Below are 15,125 nucleotides of genomic sequence, written 5' to 3' on the forward strand. Positions count from 1 at the left end.
TCGCCGCGTGGCCAACCTTGAGGCCCGCCCCTCTCGGTCTTCAAGCCTTCATCCGTCCGCACTGGCGCGCCGCCCGCTCAGCCGACCGCAAGCTCAGGCCCAGGCAACCGGCAACTTCTCGCGCCCCCAGTACATCCAGGTGTGGATGCGCTCGGTCTGCCCGGCCAGGCGCAGGGCGGGCAGGCGCTCGGTCAGCAGGCGCATCGCGATCTTTGCCTCCAGCCGCGCGATGGGTGCACCGAGGCAGAAGTGGCCGCCGCTGCCGAAGGACAGGTGCTGCCGCGCCTCGGCCAAGGGGCGATCGAGCCGGAACGCTTCGGGGTCTTCGAACTTGCCGGGGTCGCGGTTCGCGCCGGTGATATTGAACATCAGCTTGCTGTGCTCGGGCAGCTCGTGGCCGTGCATGCTCACCGGGCACAGGCTGGTGCGGAAGTGCGCGAGCACCGGCGGGTCGTGACGCAGGCTTTCCTCGATGGCGGTCTCGATCAGGCCGGGGTCGGCCTTCAAGGTCTCCCAGCGTGCCGGCACTTCGAGCAGCCGCCACACCAGGTTGCCGATCAGGTTCGTGGTGGTCTCCTGGCCGCCGGTCAGGAAGGCGAGGCAGACGTTCAGGATTTCGGCCTCACTGAGCGGCCGGTTCTCCACTTGCGATACGACGCAGCGCGAGATGTAGTCGTTGGGGAGCACGGTGCCGAGGTGTTCGATGCTAGGTTGCTCGATGCCGGCATCGGCGAGCCGCTGCCGCCGCTCCGCGATCTGTGCGCTGAAGTACGGCAGGATTTCGCGCAGCACTTCTTCCTGCGAGCCGGGGCTGTGGTCGTGGAACAGCATGGCCTGCAGCTCGTTCGACCAGCGCTTGTAGGTGAGGTAGTTCTCCTGCGGCAGGCCCAGCATCAGGCACATCACCTTGGCGGGCAGCGGCAACGCGAACTCGGCCTGGAAGTCGCCTTCGCCATGGGTCAGCATCGCGTCGATCAGGCCGTTGCCGATGGCTTCGACGTCGGCCGTGTAGCCCTGGATCGCGCGCGGCGAGAACCCCGGCTGCAGCACGGCCCGAAAGGCCTTGTGGAAGGGCTGGTCGGTGACGAAGCCGACGTCGCTCATCGTGTCTTTGGCCGCGTTGCCGAACTTGAACGACCACACCGGGTTGTCTGCCAGCACCTGCTGCCGGATCTCGTCGTAGCGGCTGGTGACGTAGAAGTCGTGCGTCTCGCTGCGGTGATGATGGAAGGGGCATCGCTCGCGCAGCTCGGAGTAGGCCGCCCCTGGGTTCTCGAGCGCCTGCGGGCTCAGCGGATCGAATGTGAACGCGGGAAGAGAAGAGGCTGTCATGGCGGTTCTCCGATGGTCCGGTATCATCGTTTACCTAGTTTACTATGTTGGTCATCTTGGCGAGAATCGCGTTAACCCCTGTACGGCTGCTGCAGGGCTCACGCTTTTCAGGGATGACATGGCATGACCCAACCGACTCCGTTCCGCATCGAGGTTGCGCCGTGGCGCGTCGAGCGCATCCTCGCCCAGCTGGCCGACATGCGATGGCCGGCGATTCCCGCCGGGGAGGGCGATGGCGATTGGCGCCATGGGACCAACCTGGCCTGGCTGCGCCGGCTCGTCGCGCACTGGACGACGGCTTATGACTGGCCGGCAGCGCATCAGCACCTCAATCGATGGCCTCAGTTCGTCGCCCGCATCGACTCGCTCGACATCCACTTCGTTCACGTGCGTGGGTCGGGTTCCGGCCGCTTGCCGCTGCTGCTGGTGCATGGCTGGCCGGGTTCGTTCTTCGAGTACGACAAGCTGGTTGAGCGCCTATGCTTCCCCGAGCGCTACGGCGGCGACCCGCAGGACGGCTGCGACGTCGTCATTCCTTCGCTTCCGGGCTTCGGCTTCTCGTCCGCCCCGGCCTCGCCGATGGGCTTGCACCGCGTCTCGCGAGTGCTTCACACGCTGATGCACGAGGTGCTCGGCCATGCTCGCTACGGCGTGCAGGGTGGCGACATGGGCAGCGCGGTTGCCACCTGGCTGGCGCTCGATCAGCCAGCTCAAGTGGCGGGTATCCATCTGAACTTGTGCGTGATGTCGGCGGCCGATGTGGCGGCGCCGCGGACCGACGACGAACGCGCGTGGGGGCTGGCGATGCAGCAGAACCAGCAGCGCGAGATGGCGTACTGGGCCGTGCACCACACGCGGCCACAGACCATCGGCCTCGCATTGGCCGACAACCCGGTGGGTACCGCCGCCTGGATCGTCGAGAAGCTGCAGCGCTGGTCGGACACCGGCAACGACCCGCTGCAGCGCTACAGCGCTGACGAAATCATCACCATGCTGATGATCTACCTCGTCACCGACAGCATCGCCAGCTCGATCTGGATGTACCGCGGCACGGTCGACGAAGACAGTGCCGGCATCCCGGCCGGTGCTCGTGTGACCGTGCCGACGGCCTGCGCGCTGTTTCCCAAAGAGTTCCTGCCATGGCCGCCGCGCTCGCGTGTGGAGCGCACCTTCGTCAATCTGCAGCGCTGGAGCGTGATGCAGTCGGGTGGGCATTTCCCGGCAATGGAGGAACCTGAGGCGCTTGCGGCAGAGATGCAGGCGTTCTTTCGCGATCTGCGCTGAGCGCCGCAGGCGTGGGCAACAGGAAGTGCGACAGCGCCGGGATCAGCACCAGCGCGCCGAGCATGTTCCAGAGGAACATGAAGGTCAGCAGCACGCCCATGTCGGCCTGGAACTTGATCGGTGATGCGGCCCAGGTCGCCACGCCGGCCGCGAGCGTCAGGCCCACCAGTGCCACTACGCGGCCGGTGAACTGCAAGGCCTGGCGGTAAGCCTCGGCCAGTGGCACGCCGGCGCGTTGCAGGCGGAGCTGCACGCTGAGCAGGTACAGCGCGTAGTCGACGCCGACACCGACGCCGAGCGCCACCACCGGCAGCGTCGCCACCTTCACGCCGATGCCCAGCACGACCATCAGCGCCTCGCACAGCACTGACGTGATGACCAGCGGGATCACTGCCACCAGCACCGCGCGCCAGCTGCGGAAGGTCACGAAGCACAGCAGCACCACCGACGCGTAGAGCAGCACCAGCATGCGCGTCTGGGCCTCGCGCACGACGATGTTGGTCACTGCCTCGATGCCGGCACTTCCTGCCGCGGGCAGGAACTGCCGCTGCGGTGCATTGCTCTCGCGTGCGAAGCCTTCGACGGCCGCGAGCACGCGCGCCAGCGTGTCGGCTTTGTGGTCGGCGAGGTAGGCCACGACAGGCGTGACGCTGCACGCGCCGTCGACAAGTTCGGGCCGGTCCGACAGTATCCAGTCGCGTGCCTGGTGCAGGTTGCCGGGGTTGCGCGAGAGCGTCATCCAGCGCGGGTTGCCCTCGAACTGCCCGGCCGTGTACTGGCGCACACCATCGGCCATCGACGCGGTGGTCTGCACGCCGGGCACCTGGCGCAGCAGTGCGCCCAGGCGGTCGGCTTCGACCAGCGTGGCGTACTCCTTGCAGCCGTCTTTCGGCGTGACTAGCAGCGTGACGAACAGATCGTTCGAGAGCTGGTAGTGCGAGGCAACGTAGGCGGCGTCGCGGTTGTAGCGCGAGTTGGCGCGCAGCTCGGGCGCACCGGCGTCGAGATCACCGGTCTGCAGGTGCAGGCTCGTCATGAAGCCCACGGCCGAGAGCGCCGCGGCCGCTGCGACGGCGATCGAGGCGCGCCGCCTCCCGGTGAAGCTGGCGAAGAAGCGCCATGGCGCGCTGGCTGTGCCGGCAGCGTCGTGCCGCACGCTGCGTTGTGCAGCGCGCGTGCTCACGCCGGTGTACGACAGCGCCACCGGCACCAGCACGAGCTTGGTGAAGATCAGGATCGCCACGCCAAGGCTGGTGGCGATGGCCAGATCCTGGATCACCGGGATGTCGATCACCATCAGCACCGCGAAGCCGACCACGTTGGTGAGCAGGGCGGTCAGGCCTGCGAGGAACAGGCGGCGAAAGGTGTAGCGCGCCGCCACGTACTTGTGGGTGCCGCGGCCGACGTCCTGCATGATCCCGTTCATCTTCTGGGCCCCGTGGCTCAAGCCGATCGAGAAGATCAGGAACGGCACCAGGATCGAATACGGGTCGAGCACCTTGCCGAGCAACTGCAGCACGCCCAGCAACCACAGCACGCCGAGCAGCGCCGAGGCCACCAGCAGCGCGGTGCTGCGCACGCAGCGTGTGTGCCAGAACACGCACACGGCTGCGATCAGCACCGCGAGCGCGAAGAAGCCGATCACCTGGTGCAACCCGCGGATCAGTTCGCCGACGATGCGGGCGAAGCCGACCACGTGCACGCGCACGGAGGCGCTCTCGAACGGTTGCAGCGTGGCCTCCAGCGTGCGCGAGAACTCGGCGTAATCGAGTGCTTGGCGAGTGTCGGGGTTCTGGTCCATCAGCGGTACCAGCAGGAGGCTGGAGCGCATGTCGGTGCCGACGTAACTGCCGGCGATGCCGGAGCGTGCGATATTGAGTTCGAGCGCCTCCTTGGCTGCGGCCGAGCCGTCCCAGGGGTCGGGCATCACCGGGCCGCCGCGAAAGCCTTCTTCGGTGACCTCGGTCCAGCGCAGGCTGCTGGTCCACAGGCCACGCATCCATGCGCGGTCCACGCCCGGGATCAAGTACACCGCATCGTTGATCTTGCGCAGCGTGTCGAGGTAGGCGGGGTCGAAGATGTCGCCCGTCGCGTTCTCGACCACGATGCGCACCGTGCTGCCCATGCCATGCAGCGCATCGCGGTGTGCGAAGTAGTTCTGGATGTACGGGTGCGAGCGCGGAATCATCTTCTCGAAGCTCGCGTTCACCGGCAGCTTCAGCGCCTGCCAACCGAGCAGCAGCGTGAGCAGCGCGCACACCAGCAGCACCAGCGTGCGGTGGTTGAAGATCACGCGCTCTAGCCGGCTGCCGCTGTTGCGGTCGAAGCTGGCGAGGTCGCGAACGACGGGCATCGCTTCGGGGGTGTCGGCGTTCATGTTCACACCCTCTTAGCGCAGTGCGATCAGGTTGACGCCGGCGAGTCCGCCGACTGCTGCACTGCCGGCCGATGCCTGCGCAATCGAGGTGAAGAGGCCAGGCTGAGGCACCGCGAGCGGCCTGAAGTTGTCGCCACGGTCCTTGCTCAGCAGCACGCGCCCGTCCTGGCTCACGAGGGCGAGCGTGCCGTCGTCTAACACGGTACCGCCGTTGAGGCCTGCGCTCAGATTGAGGGGCAGCCTGCTCCAGCTGTTGCCGCCGTCGCGCGAGCGAAACACGGTGCCGCGCAAGCCGTAGGCGATGACGTCGGCATCACGGCCGATGAAGCCGAAGAAGCTGCCCGCATAGCCGGTGGCGCTGGCGACGAAGCGCTGGCGCTGCGCGTCGAGGCGGAACACCGTTCCCTGCTCGGACGCGATCAGCACCTGGCCGCCGATCTGGGCGATGGCATTCAGGTGCAGCAGCTTCGGGTTGTCGATGCGCTCCATCCACGACTGCCAGGTTTCTCCGCCGTCTTGCGTGGCGAGCAGCGTGCCGAATGACCCGCAGGCCCAGCCGGTGCGCGCGTCGGTGAAGGCCACGCCGAGCAGCGCCTGTTCCGGGCCTGCGGCATAGTTTTGCTTGACGGCGTCGAGCAGGGCAGGGGCTTCGCGGTCACCGTTCGAGGCGAGCGTTTCAAAGTGCTTTGTCAGTGCCTGTGCCGTCATGCGCCCATCGAGGCGTTTGATCCAGGTGGCGCCGCTGTCCCCGCTGTGCAGGAGCACGCCATCGTGCCCCGTCACCCAGCCGAGTTGCGGTGTGGTGAACAGCACCGACGTCAGGTCGGACGCGACCGGCACCGCCGCCTGCTGCCAGCTGAGGCCGGCGTCGTCCGACACGATCACGTGGCCGCGGAGGCCTGCGGCCACCAGCCTGCCTCCGGTGCGAGCGAGAGCGTTGATCGGTGTGGTGGTGATCCGCGTGGTGCGAGCGGCGGGCCGGTCGAGCGGGTCCTTGAATGGGTCGGCAGGGCTGGTTGCCGCGGCTCCCGACAAAGTGGCAGGCAACAGTGCAGCAAGGCCTGCAGCCGTGACGAGGCGGCGCCTGGCGACCGCGTGGTGGTGAGACGCCGCGGGCTCCGCCGTTCGCATGCCTAGCGCACCCCCGCCGCCGAGATCGTGTCCACCGAGAAGTAGTTCGCCGGCAGCGGCGCCGTCTTGCGAAAACCAGCCTGGCCGGGTGCCGCCTTGGTGAAGATCACGTACTGCCCCTTCAAGTGGTCGTACATCGCCGAGGTCTCGTTGCGTATCGCGGGAATCTCGTAGGCCTGATGCGTGAACGAAGGCCCCGAACGGTACAGCTTGCCGGCCTGGTCGATGCCGGCGTAGTTGGCAATGGCCCAGCTGTCTTCGTCGATGTAGAACAGCTTCTTGCTGTAGATGTGGCGCGCGCCTGGCTTGAGCACCGCCTCGACGACCCACACGCGGTGCAGTTCCCAGCGCACGACGTCGGGATTGATGAAGTCCTTGGTTGCGACCTTGTCGGCCGCAGCGTGGTGGAACCGGTAGCTGTTGTAGGGGATGTACACCTCCTTCTTGCCGGCGAGCTTGAAGTAGAAGCGATCCATCTTGCCGTCGAAGCCGCCATTGGTCTCGTCGTAGACGATCGTTCCCGAGACGGCCGCCGCCACGGTGTCGTACTTGAACTCGGGCGCCAGCCGCACGCGCCGCTGGCCGGGCACATAGATCCAGGCCTGCGGGTCTTTCTGGTCCATGCGCAGCGGGTTCAGCCGCATCTGCACCTCACCGGCCTTGGCGGCGGGTTCGTCGATCACGTTGATGAGGTCCCAGAACGACTGGGGATTCGCATTGGCCGGGTCCCAGTAGTCGTAGCGGTTGATGATGTGCGAGCGCGCGATGCGCGTCAGCGTGCCGGATGAATCGACGAAGTAGTTCTCGTAGTCACCGCGCTCATACGGCTGCCGGTAGTGCAGCAGAAAGTTCCACATCACTTCGTAGCCCGTCTTCGGAATCGGGAACGGGATCTGCCCGCGCGCGCCTTCGATGCCCGGGGCATCACCCACGAGCTTGGGCGACATCACGTTCTTGATCGTGCTGTCGTAGGCCGATTGCGGGAAGCACGCCGTGCGGTGCGTGGGATACACGTCCATGCGATACGTCGGGAACTGCTTGAGCAGCTGCTTGGCACCTTCGTCCAGCTTGTCGGCGTAGGTCGCCATGTTCTTCGCGTCGATCGAGAACAAAGGCTTCTCTGCGGCGAACGGGTCTACATACGGGAACCCGCCATTGGGGTCGAGCGGTTTGTAGCCGGCCGGTGCCGAGCACAGGCCGCCGGTGTACGCGGGAATGCTGCCGTCCGCGTTGCCTGCTTTCTCGGCGCCGAAAGCCGTGAGCGTCGTGCCGAGTTGCTTGGCTTCTTCCGCGGTAGGCGTGGCATGTGCCTGCAAGGCGCTGCCCGCTGCCAATGCGGCAAGGAGGGCGGCAACGAGAGCGGGCGTGAGGTGTCGTGTCGTCGATTGCATGTGTGTCTCCGCTTCAGAACGAAACCTGGAAGGTGAGGTTGAGCCAGCCGTGGTCGTTCTGTGCCGCGTTGCCGTTCTGGGTCGCGACCCAACCGGTTGACGGGTCGTTGCTCGTGCGAGCGTGGCTGTCGTTGTACTTGAGGCTGAAGTTGTAGATGTCGCGGTACTTGGCCGCCAGGCCGAGCGACCAGACGTACGAATCCTCGTTGCCGCCGCCGAGCGTGGCGCCGTTGCCGCGCAGGCCGTAGGCGATGCTCGCCGGAGCCGACAGGTCCAGGCCCGGCAGCACCTGCAGCCAGCGGGGCTCGATGTTGAACTGGCCGAGCAGCACCCTCTTGGTCGAGCAGCCCTGGTCCTTGCCTTGGCCCGCTGCGCAGGCATAGCCAACCCCGTTGAACACCTCGGCGTTGCGTGTCACCTTGGCGAGTTGGCTGTACACGAGTTCGGCCTGGATCTCGCCTGTCTCCCACAGCGGTGTGCGCGGCAACAGGTACACCGCATTGACGACCGCGTGCCACGTGTTGCCGCGTGCACCTTCAAGCCCAGCGAGGTCGCCGCTGGCTGCGAAAAAGCTGGTGCTGTTGAGGGCGGTGTTCTTGCGGTAGATCAGCTCGGTGCCGATGCTCGCCGCACCGAGCGTGGTGGTGTAACTCGCGGCGTACATCTCGGTGCCGCGCGCATAGGCCTGGTGGTAGTCGACCGGTGCGAAGGTGGCGGGGTCGAGGCGGAACACGGCCGTCCACGGCTGCGTCTCGTCGAACTTGCGGTAGTAGATGCCGGCCACGCCGTTCATCCAGTCGGGACTCCAGCGCGCGTGAACGCCCCAGCTGCCGCGCTTGCTGTCGGGTTCGACGGGTTCGCCGCGTGGCACAAAGAACGGCGCGCCGGTCGGGGTGAAGCCGGCGAGGGTGCGGTCGGGGCCGTCGAACAGCAGGTCGGCCGAGCCGAAATAGGTGCCGCCGTCGGGCAGGCGATTGGGCTTCCAGCGCAGCACGTACTGTGCGGCCACCGAGAACTCGGGCGTGAGCTGCATCTGCGCGGCGAGCTGCGGAATCGGCAGGAACACTTCCTTCGCGCCCAGCCCCGGGCTTGACGTGGCCTTGCGGCCATCGAGCGGAGCCTGCGAATACGCGATGCCGTGGAATTGCGTGAACAGCGACTCCCCCCAGAAGTTCGTCATCTGCCCGGCCTTGAGCTTGACGCGGTCGAAGTTGGCGAATGCGAACGCATCGAGCACCTCACCCGACGGCCCGCCGTAGTAGCGCTTCACCGATGACGAGAACTCGTTGTTGTTGTAGCTGCCGATCGACGAGTACGACAAGCCGGGGAACACCTCGCCCGGGTTGGTCTCGACGTGGTTCTTGAAGGCGGCGTCGTACCAGCCGGCCGCGCTGAGCCGGCCACCGAAGCGGTTGTTCCAGTTGGCGTCGAGTTCGGAGAGCAGGTCGAGCCGGTTCATCACCAGGCCGCCGCGCTTGACGCTGTAGTCGGTCTCGTCGTAGTTCGGGTTGTTGCCGAACGCCGGGTCGATGCGCTCGGTGCGCACACCCAGGTTGTAGCGGACCGAGGTGTCGAGGCGCACTTCGAGTTCGGGGTTGCCGGTCTCGATGCGCGCGGCATGAGCGGACGCCGATGCCGCGATGGCGCAAGCCACCGCGAGTGCATTCAGGGAGGCATCGGCTGGCTTGAAGAGATTCGTCACGGGCTTGTCTCCTGTAGAACCTAGTTATCTATGTATGCCGTAGATCGTGCGCCGCGAGAGAACCGCTTGTCAACGATCCCAACCTAGGGTTTTCGAGGGAAATACGGGAAAACATAACACCGTTAGACTGGTCCGACCTTACACCGTTATGTCACGCAAGTGACGTGCTCAACAGGAGATACGCATGTCGAACATTCGCAACTTGCCGCCGGCACCGACCGAGCTGGATCAGGTCTGGGGCACGCGCCCGGGCTTCTATGCAGTCTTCATGGACGACTACAACCGGTCGATCGCACGCATCGACGCGCCGTTGCTGGAGCTTTGCCGTCTGCGCATGGCCACGCTGTTGGGCAGTGAGTTCGAGCTCGGCCTGCGCTACGAGGCAGCAGCTGCGGCCGGTCTCACCGAAGCGAAGATCGACGCACTCGGCGGCTACGTCAAATCGCCCCTGTTCACCGAGCGCGAGCGCCAGTGCATCGCGTTCACCGAGCTGTTCGTGATCCAGTCGAGCAGCATCGGCGACGACGACGTGACACGCGTGCAGGCCGTTCTCGACGCCGAAGAGTTCATCTACTTCGTGAAGGCCCTGAGCGTGATGGACCAGTTCCAGCGCAGCTGCGTTGCCTTCGGCATCCGCCTGGGCAGCGAATTGCCCGCCACGCTCACGGGCTTTCGCGCTGTCGAAGCCGTGGCCGCCTGACGCAACCCTCTAACCCACTGCACAACGGAGGCACACCATGTCCACCAGTCCCCGCATTCCTGCTGAACTGGCCGCTGGCTTCACGATGCTCGGCAACGGCGATCCCACGCCCGCAGCACGCATCGCGATCCCCATCGAACTCACCCGCCTCTCGGGCATTCCGATCGCGAGCGAAGGCTCGATCCTGCTCGACCCGGTGGTGCATGAATGCATCCGCCTGTTCAACGCCAAGTACCAGGGGTGCGAGTACTGCATGAATGCACGCCAGGCCATCGCGGTGCAGGCGGGGCTCAACGAAGACATCGTCAACCAGCTCACGCGCTTCGAGACCAGCGCGCTGCCCGACAAGATCAAGGCGGCACTGCGCATCACGAGCGCCATCGCCTCGGCACCGAAGATGGTGACGCCAGAGGTGCTCGACGAAGCGCGCCGCTTCTACACCGAGCAGGAGGTCATCGACATCGTGCTGCTCTCGGTCATCACCACCGGCAGCAAGGTGGCCATCACGCTCGGCGTGGACCCCGGCAAGGCGGCCTCGTCGCGCGTGTTCTATCCGACCGATCCGGTGTACGGCAATTCGGCCGAGCTGCAGCGCGCGATCGACGAATTCCAGAACGAGGGATTCCAGGTGCGCGGCGAAGTCATCCCTGTTTCGGCCCTGGTCTAGGAGACAACCATGAAACGACTCGACGGGAAAGTGGCCATCGTGACCGGCGGCGCATCAGGCATCGGCGCAGCGACTTGCAGGCGCCTCGCGGCCGAAGGCGCCAAGGTGGCGATCGGCGATCTCGACTTCGTGGCGGCGCAAGCGCTCGCAGCCGAGCTGGGTGACGCCGCGCTGGCCGTGCAGTTCGATGCAGGAGACGTGGCCTCGGTGCAGGCGCTGGTCGCCGCCACCGTGGACCGCTTCGGCCGGCTCGACATCCTGCACAACAACGCCGCGATCATGTCGAACGCGGTGATCCAGAAAGACAACAACCCGGTCGACATCGACATCGAGATCTGGGACCTGACCTTCCGCGTCAACGTGCGCGGCTACCTGGCGGGTTGCAAGTATGCTGTTCCCCACATGCTGGCGGCCGGCGGCGGCGCCATCGTGATGACCGCGTCAGGCTCGGGGCACCGTGGTGATCTGGCGAACCTTGCGTATGGATCGTCGAAGGCGGCGGTGATCGGGCTCTCGCGCTACGTGGCCACGATCTACGGCAAGCAGGGCATCCGCTGCAACACGATCTCGCCAGGGCTGATTCGCACCGAGGGTGGCAAGAAGAACGTTCAGGGCGAGATGGTGACGGTGATGGAACGCAACACGCTGACGCCGCGCCTGGGCTTGCCGGAAGACGTGGCCGCGATGGTCGCCTTCCTGGCCAGCGAAGATGGCGCCTTCGTCACGGGGCAGGACATCATGGTCGACGGCGGTATGCTTGCCCACATGCCCTACTACAGCGACTTCATGAACGCCAAGGCGTCCTGGTAAGCCGACTGCATGGCCCACCTTGCAAGCCCTCACCAAGACCTCTCGCGTGCCGACCAAGAAGCGTAGCCCTGCCAAGCCACCCGAGGCCTCTGAGCGGAGCAGCCTCAACATCGAAATCATCGTCGAGACAGCCGTCCGATCCATCGAGAAGCTGGGTCTGGCCGGCGTGTCGATGCGTCAACTGGCGGCCGTGCTCGATGTGACGCCGACGGCTCTCTACCACCACGTGCGCGACAAGAATGCGCTGCTCGACCTGTGTGCGGAAAGCATCCTGTCGCGCATCGCCGAACCCGACCCTGCATTGCCGTGGCCGCAGCGACTGCGTGCGTTGATCGTCGAGCAGCAGGCCACCTTCATGCGCTACCCGGGTCTCGCGCGCTTTCTGCTCATCCACCGCGAGTCGTCTCTGGCCGCGCTGCGCTGGGCCGAGTCGATCCTGAGCGTGCTGAATGCAGCCGGCTTCGGCGGCGAGCAAGCCATGCGCGTGATGATGACCTTGTCGTTCCTCATCAACCCGCTCACGCTCATCGACGACAAGGTCCCAGCGAAGAAGAACACGCAGATCCTGAGCCGCACGCGCGTGGGCACACTGGTGCGCAAGAACCCGCAGAAGCTGCGCTTTCTGGCCGGCGTGTTGCCGCACCTGGAGGGAATCTCGTACGAGAACCACTTCGTCCTCGCCCTGGACAGGGTGATTGCCGGGATCGAACGAGAGGCGAAAGCGTGAGCCGCGTTCCCGTTCAACGCAGCATATGTGCCTCGGCAGTTGCATGAGGCGCGCAACAAGCTTTCCTGCAGGGCAGGCCGATACAAGTGCACGACGACATGCTGTGCGTCACCTACGAATCGGGGACGTACCCGATGTCGCCCGAGCAATAGCGCGCGGAGGTTCTTGCGACAACACGCAGATTGCGCAGCGGACCGGGCGTTGCGCCGTGGAGTCCCCGGATTCGCTGGCGCCGCCCTTTGTACTGCGACCAGATGAAGCGCGCCGTCGCTGTCATCCGGCGTGGGGCCGGGACTGTCGGCCCGGATATCCCCGGTCTTCGGATCGATGCGCAGGAAGCGGTTGTTGGCCAACGACATCAGCACCAGTTCGCCCGTTCGGCGTTTCAATCCATTGGAAGTTTTGCGCCCTGCCGGAAGTGCCGGCCACAAGCGTTACGCCTCCGTCCTCATCGACGATGACATAGCGTCGGCCCGACCGCAGAGCGACGCGACCCAACCGGCGGTCGGCGATCTCGAACCGCATCGAGGCATCAGAAGCCACGCGCCCATCGCTGACTGCCAGTCCGGTCGTCGCGTGAAAGGACGCCAGCCGGATCGATCGGCCATAGGGAATGGGCCGCATCAGGCCGCGGGTATGCGGCTGATAGACGTCCATGCTGTCGAAATCGGCAAAACCGCCCTCGGCGCCGGTCGCGTTGTAGTTGAACAATCCATAGCGAACGCCCTGGAAGGTGAAGGTCTGGTAGAGGAGCACGACCTCGCCCGAAGCCAGATGCGCGTCCCGCTCATCTTCACCCGCACCCGCTGATCGCGGCGCTGGTCATGAAAGACCACCTCCACTTTCGACGCCCAAGGTCGCATAGGGCAGATTGAGCAGCCCCAGGCCGGCCGTGTCGCCTGGCTTTAGGTTCGCGGCATCGAGCATGACGGTCGGCGTCGACATCGGCCCGATCGCTCGCTGCGTCAGCGTGTTGCGCGCGTCGTAGAACGAGGTCGCCGGCAGCGCGTGAAGCCGCAGGAATCCCGACCGTTCCGACAACGACCACTTGCCGTCGACCGGGACGTGGTTCCACTGCCAAATGGGCTGGAGCCGAGGCGCCGAAAAATCATCGCTGCACTGAAAGGGCCCGCGCACCGGCTGGGGCGTGGCGGTCTTGGGCTTGACCTACGTCCGCGGCGTACGCGTCAGATTGCCCGGCAGTCCGAAATAGGGCCAGCCGTCCTTCCACGTGATCGGCGACAGGCTGACAAGGCGGCCAACGGAATTGAAATCCATCGAGGTCGAGCTTGTCCATGGCATAGGCGACGAACTCCCAGTTGACGAGGTCGTTGGAGCGCAAGATCGGCAGGCCCGGCACGGTGTGCGGCGCGGACGAATGTTCGGCAGCCATGGAGCCAAGCGGCGCGAGAGGGCCCGCCGAAGCGGAGGCCAGCGGGCCGAAGAAGTTGCGTCCTCTCATGTCAAGGCTTGCCGACGCTGACCACGACGATGGACTTTGGCGGCAGCTCCAGCACCAGCCCTTGCGCGCCAGCGCGCGCGACATACGGTGCGGGCACCACGGCCTGCGGCTTGTCGAATGTGTTGTGCGCGTCCATGGCGGTGGCGGTGAGCACGCGGCCGCGCGCATCGCCCTTCAGGTTCGTCGTGACGCGCGCCGGACGTTGTGGGTCCAGGTTCACCAGCGCCAGCTGCGTGCTGCCGTCTTCGGCGCGCGCCACGCTGGCTTCCACCGCTGGCAGCTCGATCTCGCCGGTGCGGAAACGCGGCGTCTCCAGCCTGGTCTGCAGCGGCGTCGCGCCTCGGAAGGGCTTGTAGAGGTCGAATGCGTAGTAGGTGGGCGTGAGCACCATGCGCGGCCCGTCGGTGAGCACCGGCGACTGCAGCGCGTTGACCATCTGCGCGACGTTGGCCATCTTCACGCGCTCGGTGTGGCGGTGGAAGGCGTTGAACGACAGTGCCGCGACCATCGCGTCGCGCAGCGAGTTCTGCTGCCACAGCGCACTGGCGCCGGCCGGTGTGTCGTACCAGGTGCCCCACTCGTCGACGTAGAGCGCGATGCGCTTGTCCTTGTCGTACTTGTCCATGATGCGCGAGACCACGTCGATACGGGTCTCGATGCCCATCGCGGTCTTCAGTACCTTCGCCCAGGCGTCGGCGTTGAAACCGAGGGCCTCGCCCTTCGTGGTCCAGTCGCCCGGCAAGGTGTAGTAGTGCAGCGTGAACGCGTCCATGTACTTGCCGGAGTGCTCCATCAGCACCTCGACCAGGTGGTCGCTGGTGCCGCCCTCGCCGGAAGCCGCGCGCAAGGTCGACGCGCGGAGGAAGGTGGCGTACTGGTTATGCAGATCGGACTGGTATTCGGGTCGCATGTTGCCGCCGCAGCCCCAGCTTTCATTGCCGATGCCGGTGTACTTGATGGTCCAGGGCTTGTCGCGGCCGTTGCGGCGGCGCTCTTCGGTCAGCGTCGTCTTGCGACCTTCGGTCATGTATTCGAGCCATTCAGCCATCGCGCGCGGTGGCATCGAGCCCATGTTGGCTGCCAGGTAGACGTCGGAGCCGAGCATCTCGGCCAGATCCATGAACTCGTGCGTGCCGACGCGGTTGTTCTCCAGTCCGCCCCACCACTTGTTGATGCGCACCGGGCGTTTGGCGGGGTCGCCAATGCCATCGCGCCAGTCGTAGTCGTCGGCGAAGCAGCCGCCCGGCCAGCGGATCACCGGTACGCCAAGCTGGCGAAGCGCGCTTACCACGTCGTTGCGCCAGCCGCGCGTGTTGGGAACGGGCGACTCGGGGCCGACCCACAGGCCGTCGTAGATGACCCGCCCGAGGTGCTCGGTGAAGTGGCCGTAGACAGCGGGTTCGATGCGCGGCCCGGCGGGCTGCTGGGTGACATCGAGGCGGACCTGAACGGACTCGGCGGCGCCGACGCCCAAAGGCAGTATGGCGGCGGCCGCGAAGGTAGCGAAGGTACGAAGGAGGCGCACGGGTGTCATCGGGATTT

Annotated in this window: 14 protein-coding genes; 5 read left to right on the forward strand and 9 right to left on the reverse strand. The window is 65.9% G+C overall.

From position 1 onward, the window contains the following. Positions 1–93: 93 nt before the first annotated feature. Positions 94–1,332, reverse strand: coding sequence for a cytochrome P450 (locus AC1DYS_RS25450; protein WP_477904357.1), 1,239 nt, complete (start codon positions 1,330–1,332; stop codon positions 94–96). A 123-nt stretch (positions 1,333–1,455) separates the two neighbouring features. On the opposite strand from AC1DYS_RS25450, the gene AC1DYS_RS25455 reads away from it, so the two are divergent. Further along, entirely contained in the window at positions 1,456–2,616 is a 1,161-nt protein-coding gene (locus tag AC1DYS_RS25455; protein ID WP_477904358.1) for an epoxide hydrolase family protein, read from the forward strand. On the opposite strand, the gene AC1DYS_RS25460 is transcribed toward AC1DYS_RS25455, so the two are convergent. The 4 genes from AC1DYS_RS25460 to AC1DYS_RS25475 all read right to left on the reverse strand — a co-directional run bounded on the left by AC1DYS_RS25460 (position 2,507) and on the right by AC1DYS_RS25475 (position 9,217). Next, on the reverse strand, positions 2,507–4,993 hold the full coding sequence (locus AC1DYS_RS25460; protein WP_477904359.1) for an efflux RND transporter permease subunit: 2,487 nt from the start codon (positions 4,991–4,993) through the stop codon (positions 2,507–2,509). The genes AC1DYS_RS25455 and AC1DYS_RS25460 overlap by 110 nt on opposite strands. 12 nt (positions 4,994–5,005) lie before the next feature. After that, positions 5,006–6,040, reverse strand: coding sequence for a WD40/YVTN/BNR-like repeat-containing protein (locus tag AC1DYS_RS25465; protein ID WP_477904360.1), 1,035 nt, complete (start codon positions 6,038–6,040; stop codon positions 5,006–5,008). A gap of 86 nt (positions 6,041–6,126) precedes the next feature. Next, entirely contained in the window at positions 6,127–7,515 is a 1,389-nt protein-coding gene (locus AC1DYS_RS25470) for a DUF1329 domain-containing protein (protein WP_477904361.1), read from the reverse strand. A 13-nt stretch (positions 7,516–7,528) separates the two neighbouring features. Further along, positions 7,529–9,217 carry a DUF1302 domain-containing protein gene (locus AC1DYS_RS25475; RefSeq protein WP_477904362.1) on the reverse strand — a complete coding sequence of 563 codons (1,689 nt, stop codon included), beginning with the start codon at positions 9,215–9,217 and terminating at the stop codon, positions 7,529–7,531. A 184-nt stretch (positions 9,218–9,401) separates the two neighbouring features. Here AC1DYS_RS25475 and AC1DYS_RS25480 point away from each other — a divergent pair, with 184 nt between their 5' ends. From AC1DYS_RS25480 to AC1DYS_RS25495, 4 genes are read left to right on the forward strand one after another with little or no spacing between them, the layout of a single operon-like run. Then, complete coding sequence (locus AC1DYS_RS25480) at positions 9,402–9,917, forward strand: carboxymuconolactone decarboxylase family protein (protein ID WP_477904363.1); 516 nt, start codon at positions 9,402–9,404, stop codon at positions 9,915–9,917. Positions 9,918–9,954: 37 nt separating this feature from the next. Beyond that, positions 9,955–10,584 carry a carboxymuconolactone decarboxylase family protein gene (locus tag AC1DYS_RS25485; RefSeq protein WP_477904364.1) on the forward strand — a complete coding sequence of 210 codons (630 nt, stop codon included), beginning with the start codon at positions 9,955–9,957 and terminating at the stop codon, positions 10,582–10,584. Between the two features lie 9 nt (positions 10,585–10,593). Next, entirely contained in the window at positions 10,594–11,394 is an 801-nt protein-coding gene (locus AC1DYS_RS25490) for an SDR family NAD(P)-dependent oxidoreductase (protein ID WP_477904365.1), read from the forward strand. A gap of 19 nt (positions 11,395–11,413) precedes the next feature. Continuing rightward, on the forward strand, positions 11,414–12,121 hold the full coding sequence (locus tag AC1DYS_RS25495) for a TetR/AcrR family transcriptional regulator (RefSeq protein WP_477904366.1): 708 nt from the start codon (positions 11,414–11,416) through the stop codon (positions 12,119–12,121). Between the two features lie 273 nt (positions 12,122–12,394). On the opposite strand, the gene AC1DYS_RS25500 is transcribed toward AC1DYS_RS25495, so the two are convergent. From AC1DYS_RS25500 to AC1DYS_RS25515, 4 genes are all read right to left on the reverse strand, one after another. Beyond that, positions 12,395–12,877, reverse strand: coding sequence for a hypothetical protein (locus AC1DYS_RS25500; RefSeq protein ID WP_477904367.1), 483 nt, complete (start codon positions 12,875–12,877; stop codon positions 12,395–12,397). A gap of 66 nt (positions 12,878–12,943) precedes the next feature. After that, a complete protein-coding gene (locus tag AC1DYS_RS25505; protein WP_477904368.1) occupies positions 12,944–13,258 on the reverse strand; it encodes a beta-xylosidase family glycoside hydrolase in 315 nt (104 codons plus the stop codon). Continuing rightward, positions 13,230–13,514 carry a hypothetical protein gene (locus AC1DYS_RS25510; RefSeq protein ID WP_477904369.1) on the reverse strand — a complete coding sequence of 95 codons (285 nt, stop codon included), beginning with the start codon at positions 13,512–13,514 and terminating at the stop codon, positions 13,230–13,232. Before AC1DYS_RS25510 ends, AC1DYS_RS25505 begins: the two co-directional genes overlap by 29 nt. A 70-nt stretch (positions 13,515–13,584) precedes the next feature. Beyond that, complete coding sequence (locus AC1DYS_RS25515; RefSeq protein WP_477904370.1) at positions 13,585–15,117, reverse strand: alpha-N-arabinofuranosidase; 1,533 nt, start codon at positions 15,115–15,117, stop codon at positions 13,585–13,587. Positions 15,118–15,125: the final 8 nt, after the last annotated feature.

It is taken from the genome of Rhizobacter sp. P2_G4 (assembly GCF_056403575.1).

Excerpts from the sequence above, each read along its gene's own strand:
- AC1DYS_RS25450 (WP_477904357.1), bottom strand. The coding sequence starts at position 1,332 with ATGACAGCCTCTTCTCTTCCCGCGTTCACATTCGATCCGCTGAGCCCG.
- AC1DYS_RS25455 (WP_477904358.1), top strand. The coding sequence starts at position 1,456 with ATGACCCAACCGACTCCGTTCCGCATCGAGGTTGCGCCGTGGCGCGTC.
- AC1DYS_RS25460 (WP_477904359.1), bottom strand. The coding sequence starts at position 4,993 with ATGAACGCCGACACCCCCGAAGCGATGCCCGTCGTTCGCGACCTCGCC.
- AC1DYS_RS25470 (WP_477904361.1), bottom strand. The coding sequence starts at position 7,515 with ATGCAATCGACGACACGACACCTCACGCCCGCTCTCGTTGCCGCCCTC.
- AC1DYS_RS25480 (WP_477904363.1), top strand. The coding sequence starts at position 9,402 with ATGTCGAACATTCGCAACTTGCCGCCGGCACCGACCGAGCTGGATCAG.
- AC1DYS_RS25485 (WP_477904364.1), top strand. The coding sequence starts at position 9,955 with ATGTCCACCAGTCCCCGCATTCCTGCTGAACTGGCCGCTGGCTTCACG.
- AC1DYS_RS25490 (WP_477904365.1), top strand. The coding sequence starts at position 10,594 with ATGAAACGACTCGACGGGAAAGTGGCCATCGTGACCGGCGGCGCATCA.
- AC1DYS_RS25510 (WP_477904369.1), bottom strand. The coding sequence starts at position 13,514 with ATGGCTGCCGAACATTCGTCCGCGCCGCACACCGTGCCGGGCCTGCCG.
- AC1DYS_RS25515 (WP_477904370.1), bottom strand. The coding sequence starts at position 15,117 with ATGACACCCGTGCGCCTCCTTCGTACCTTCGCTACCTTCGCGGCCGCC.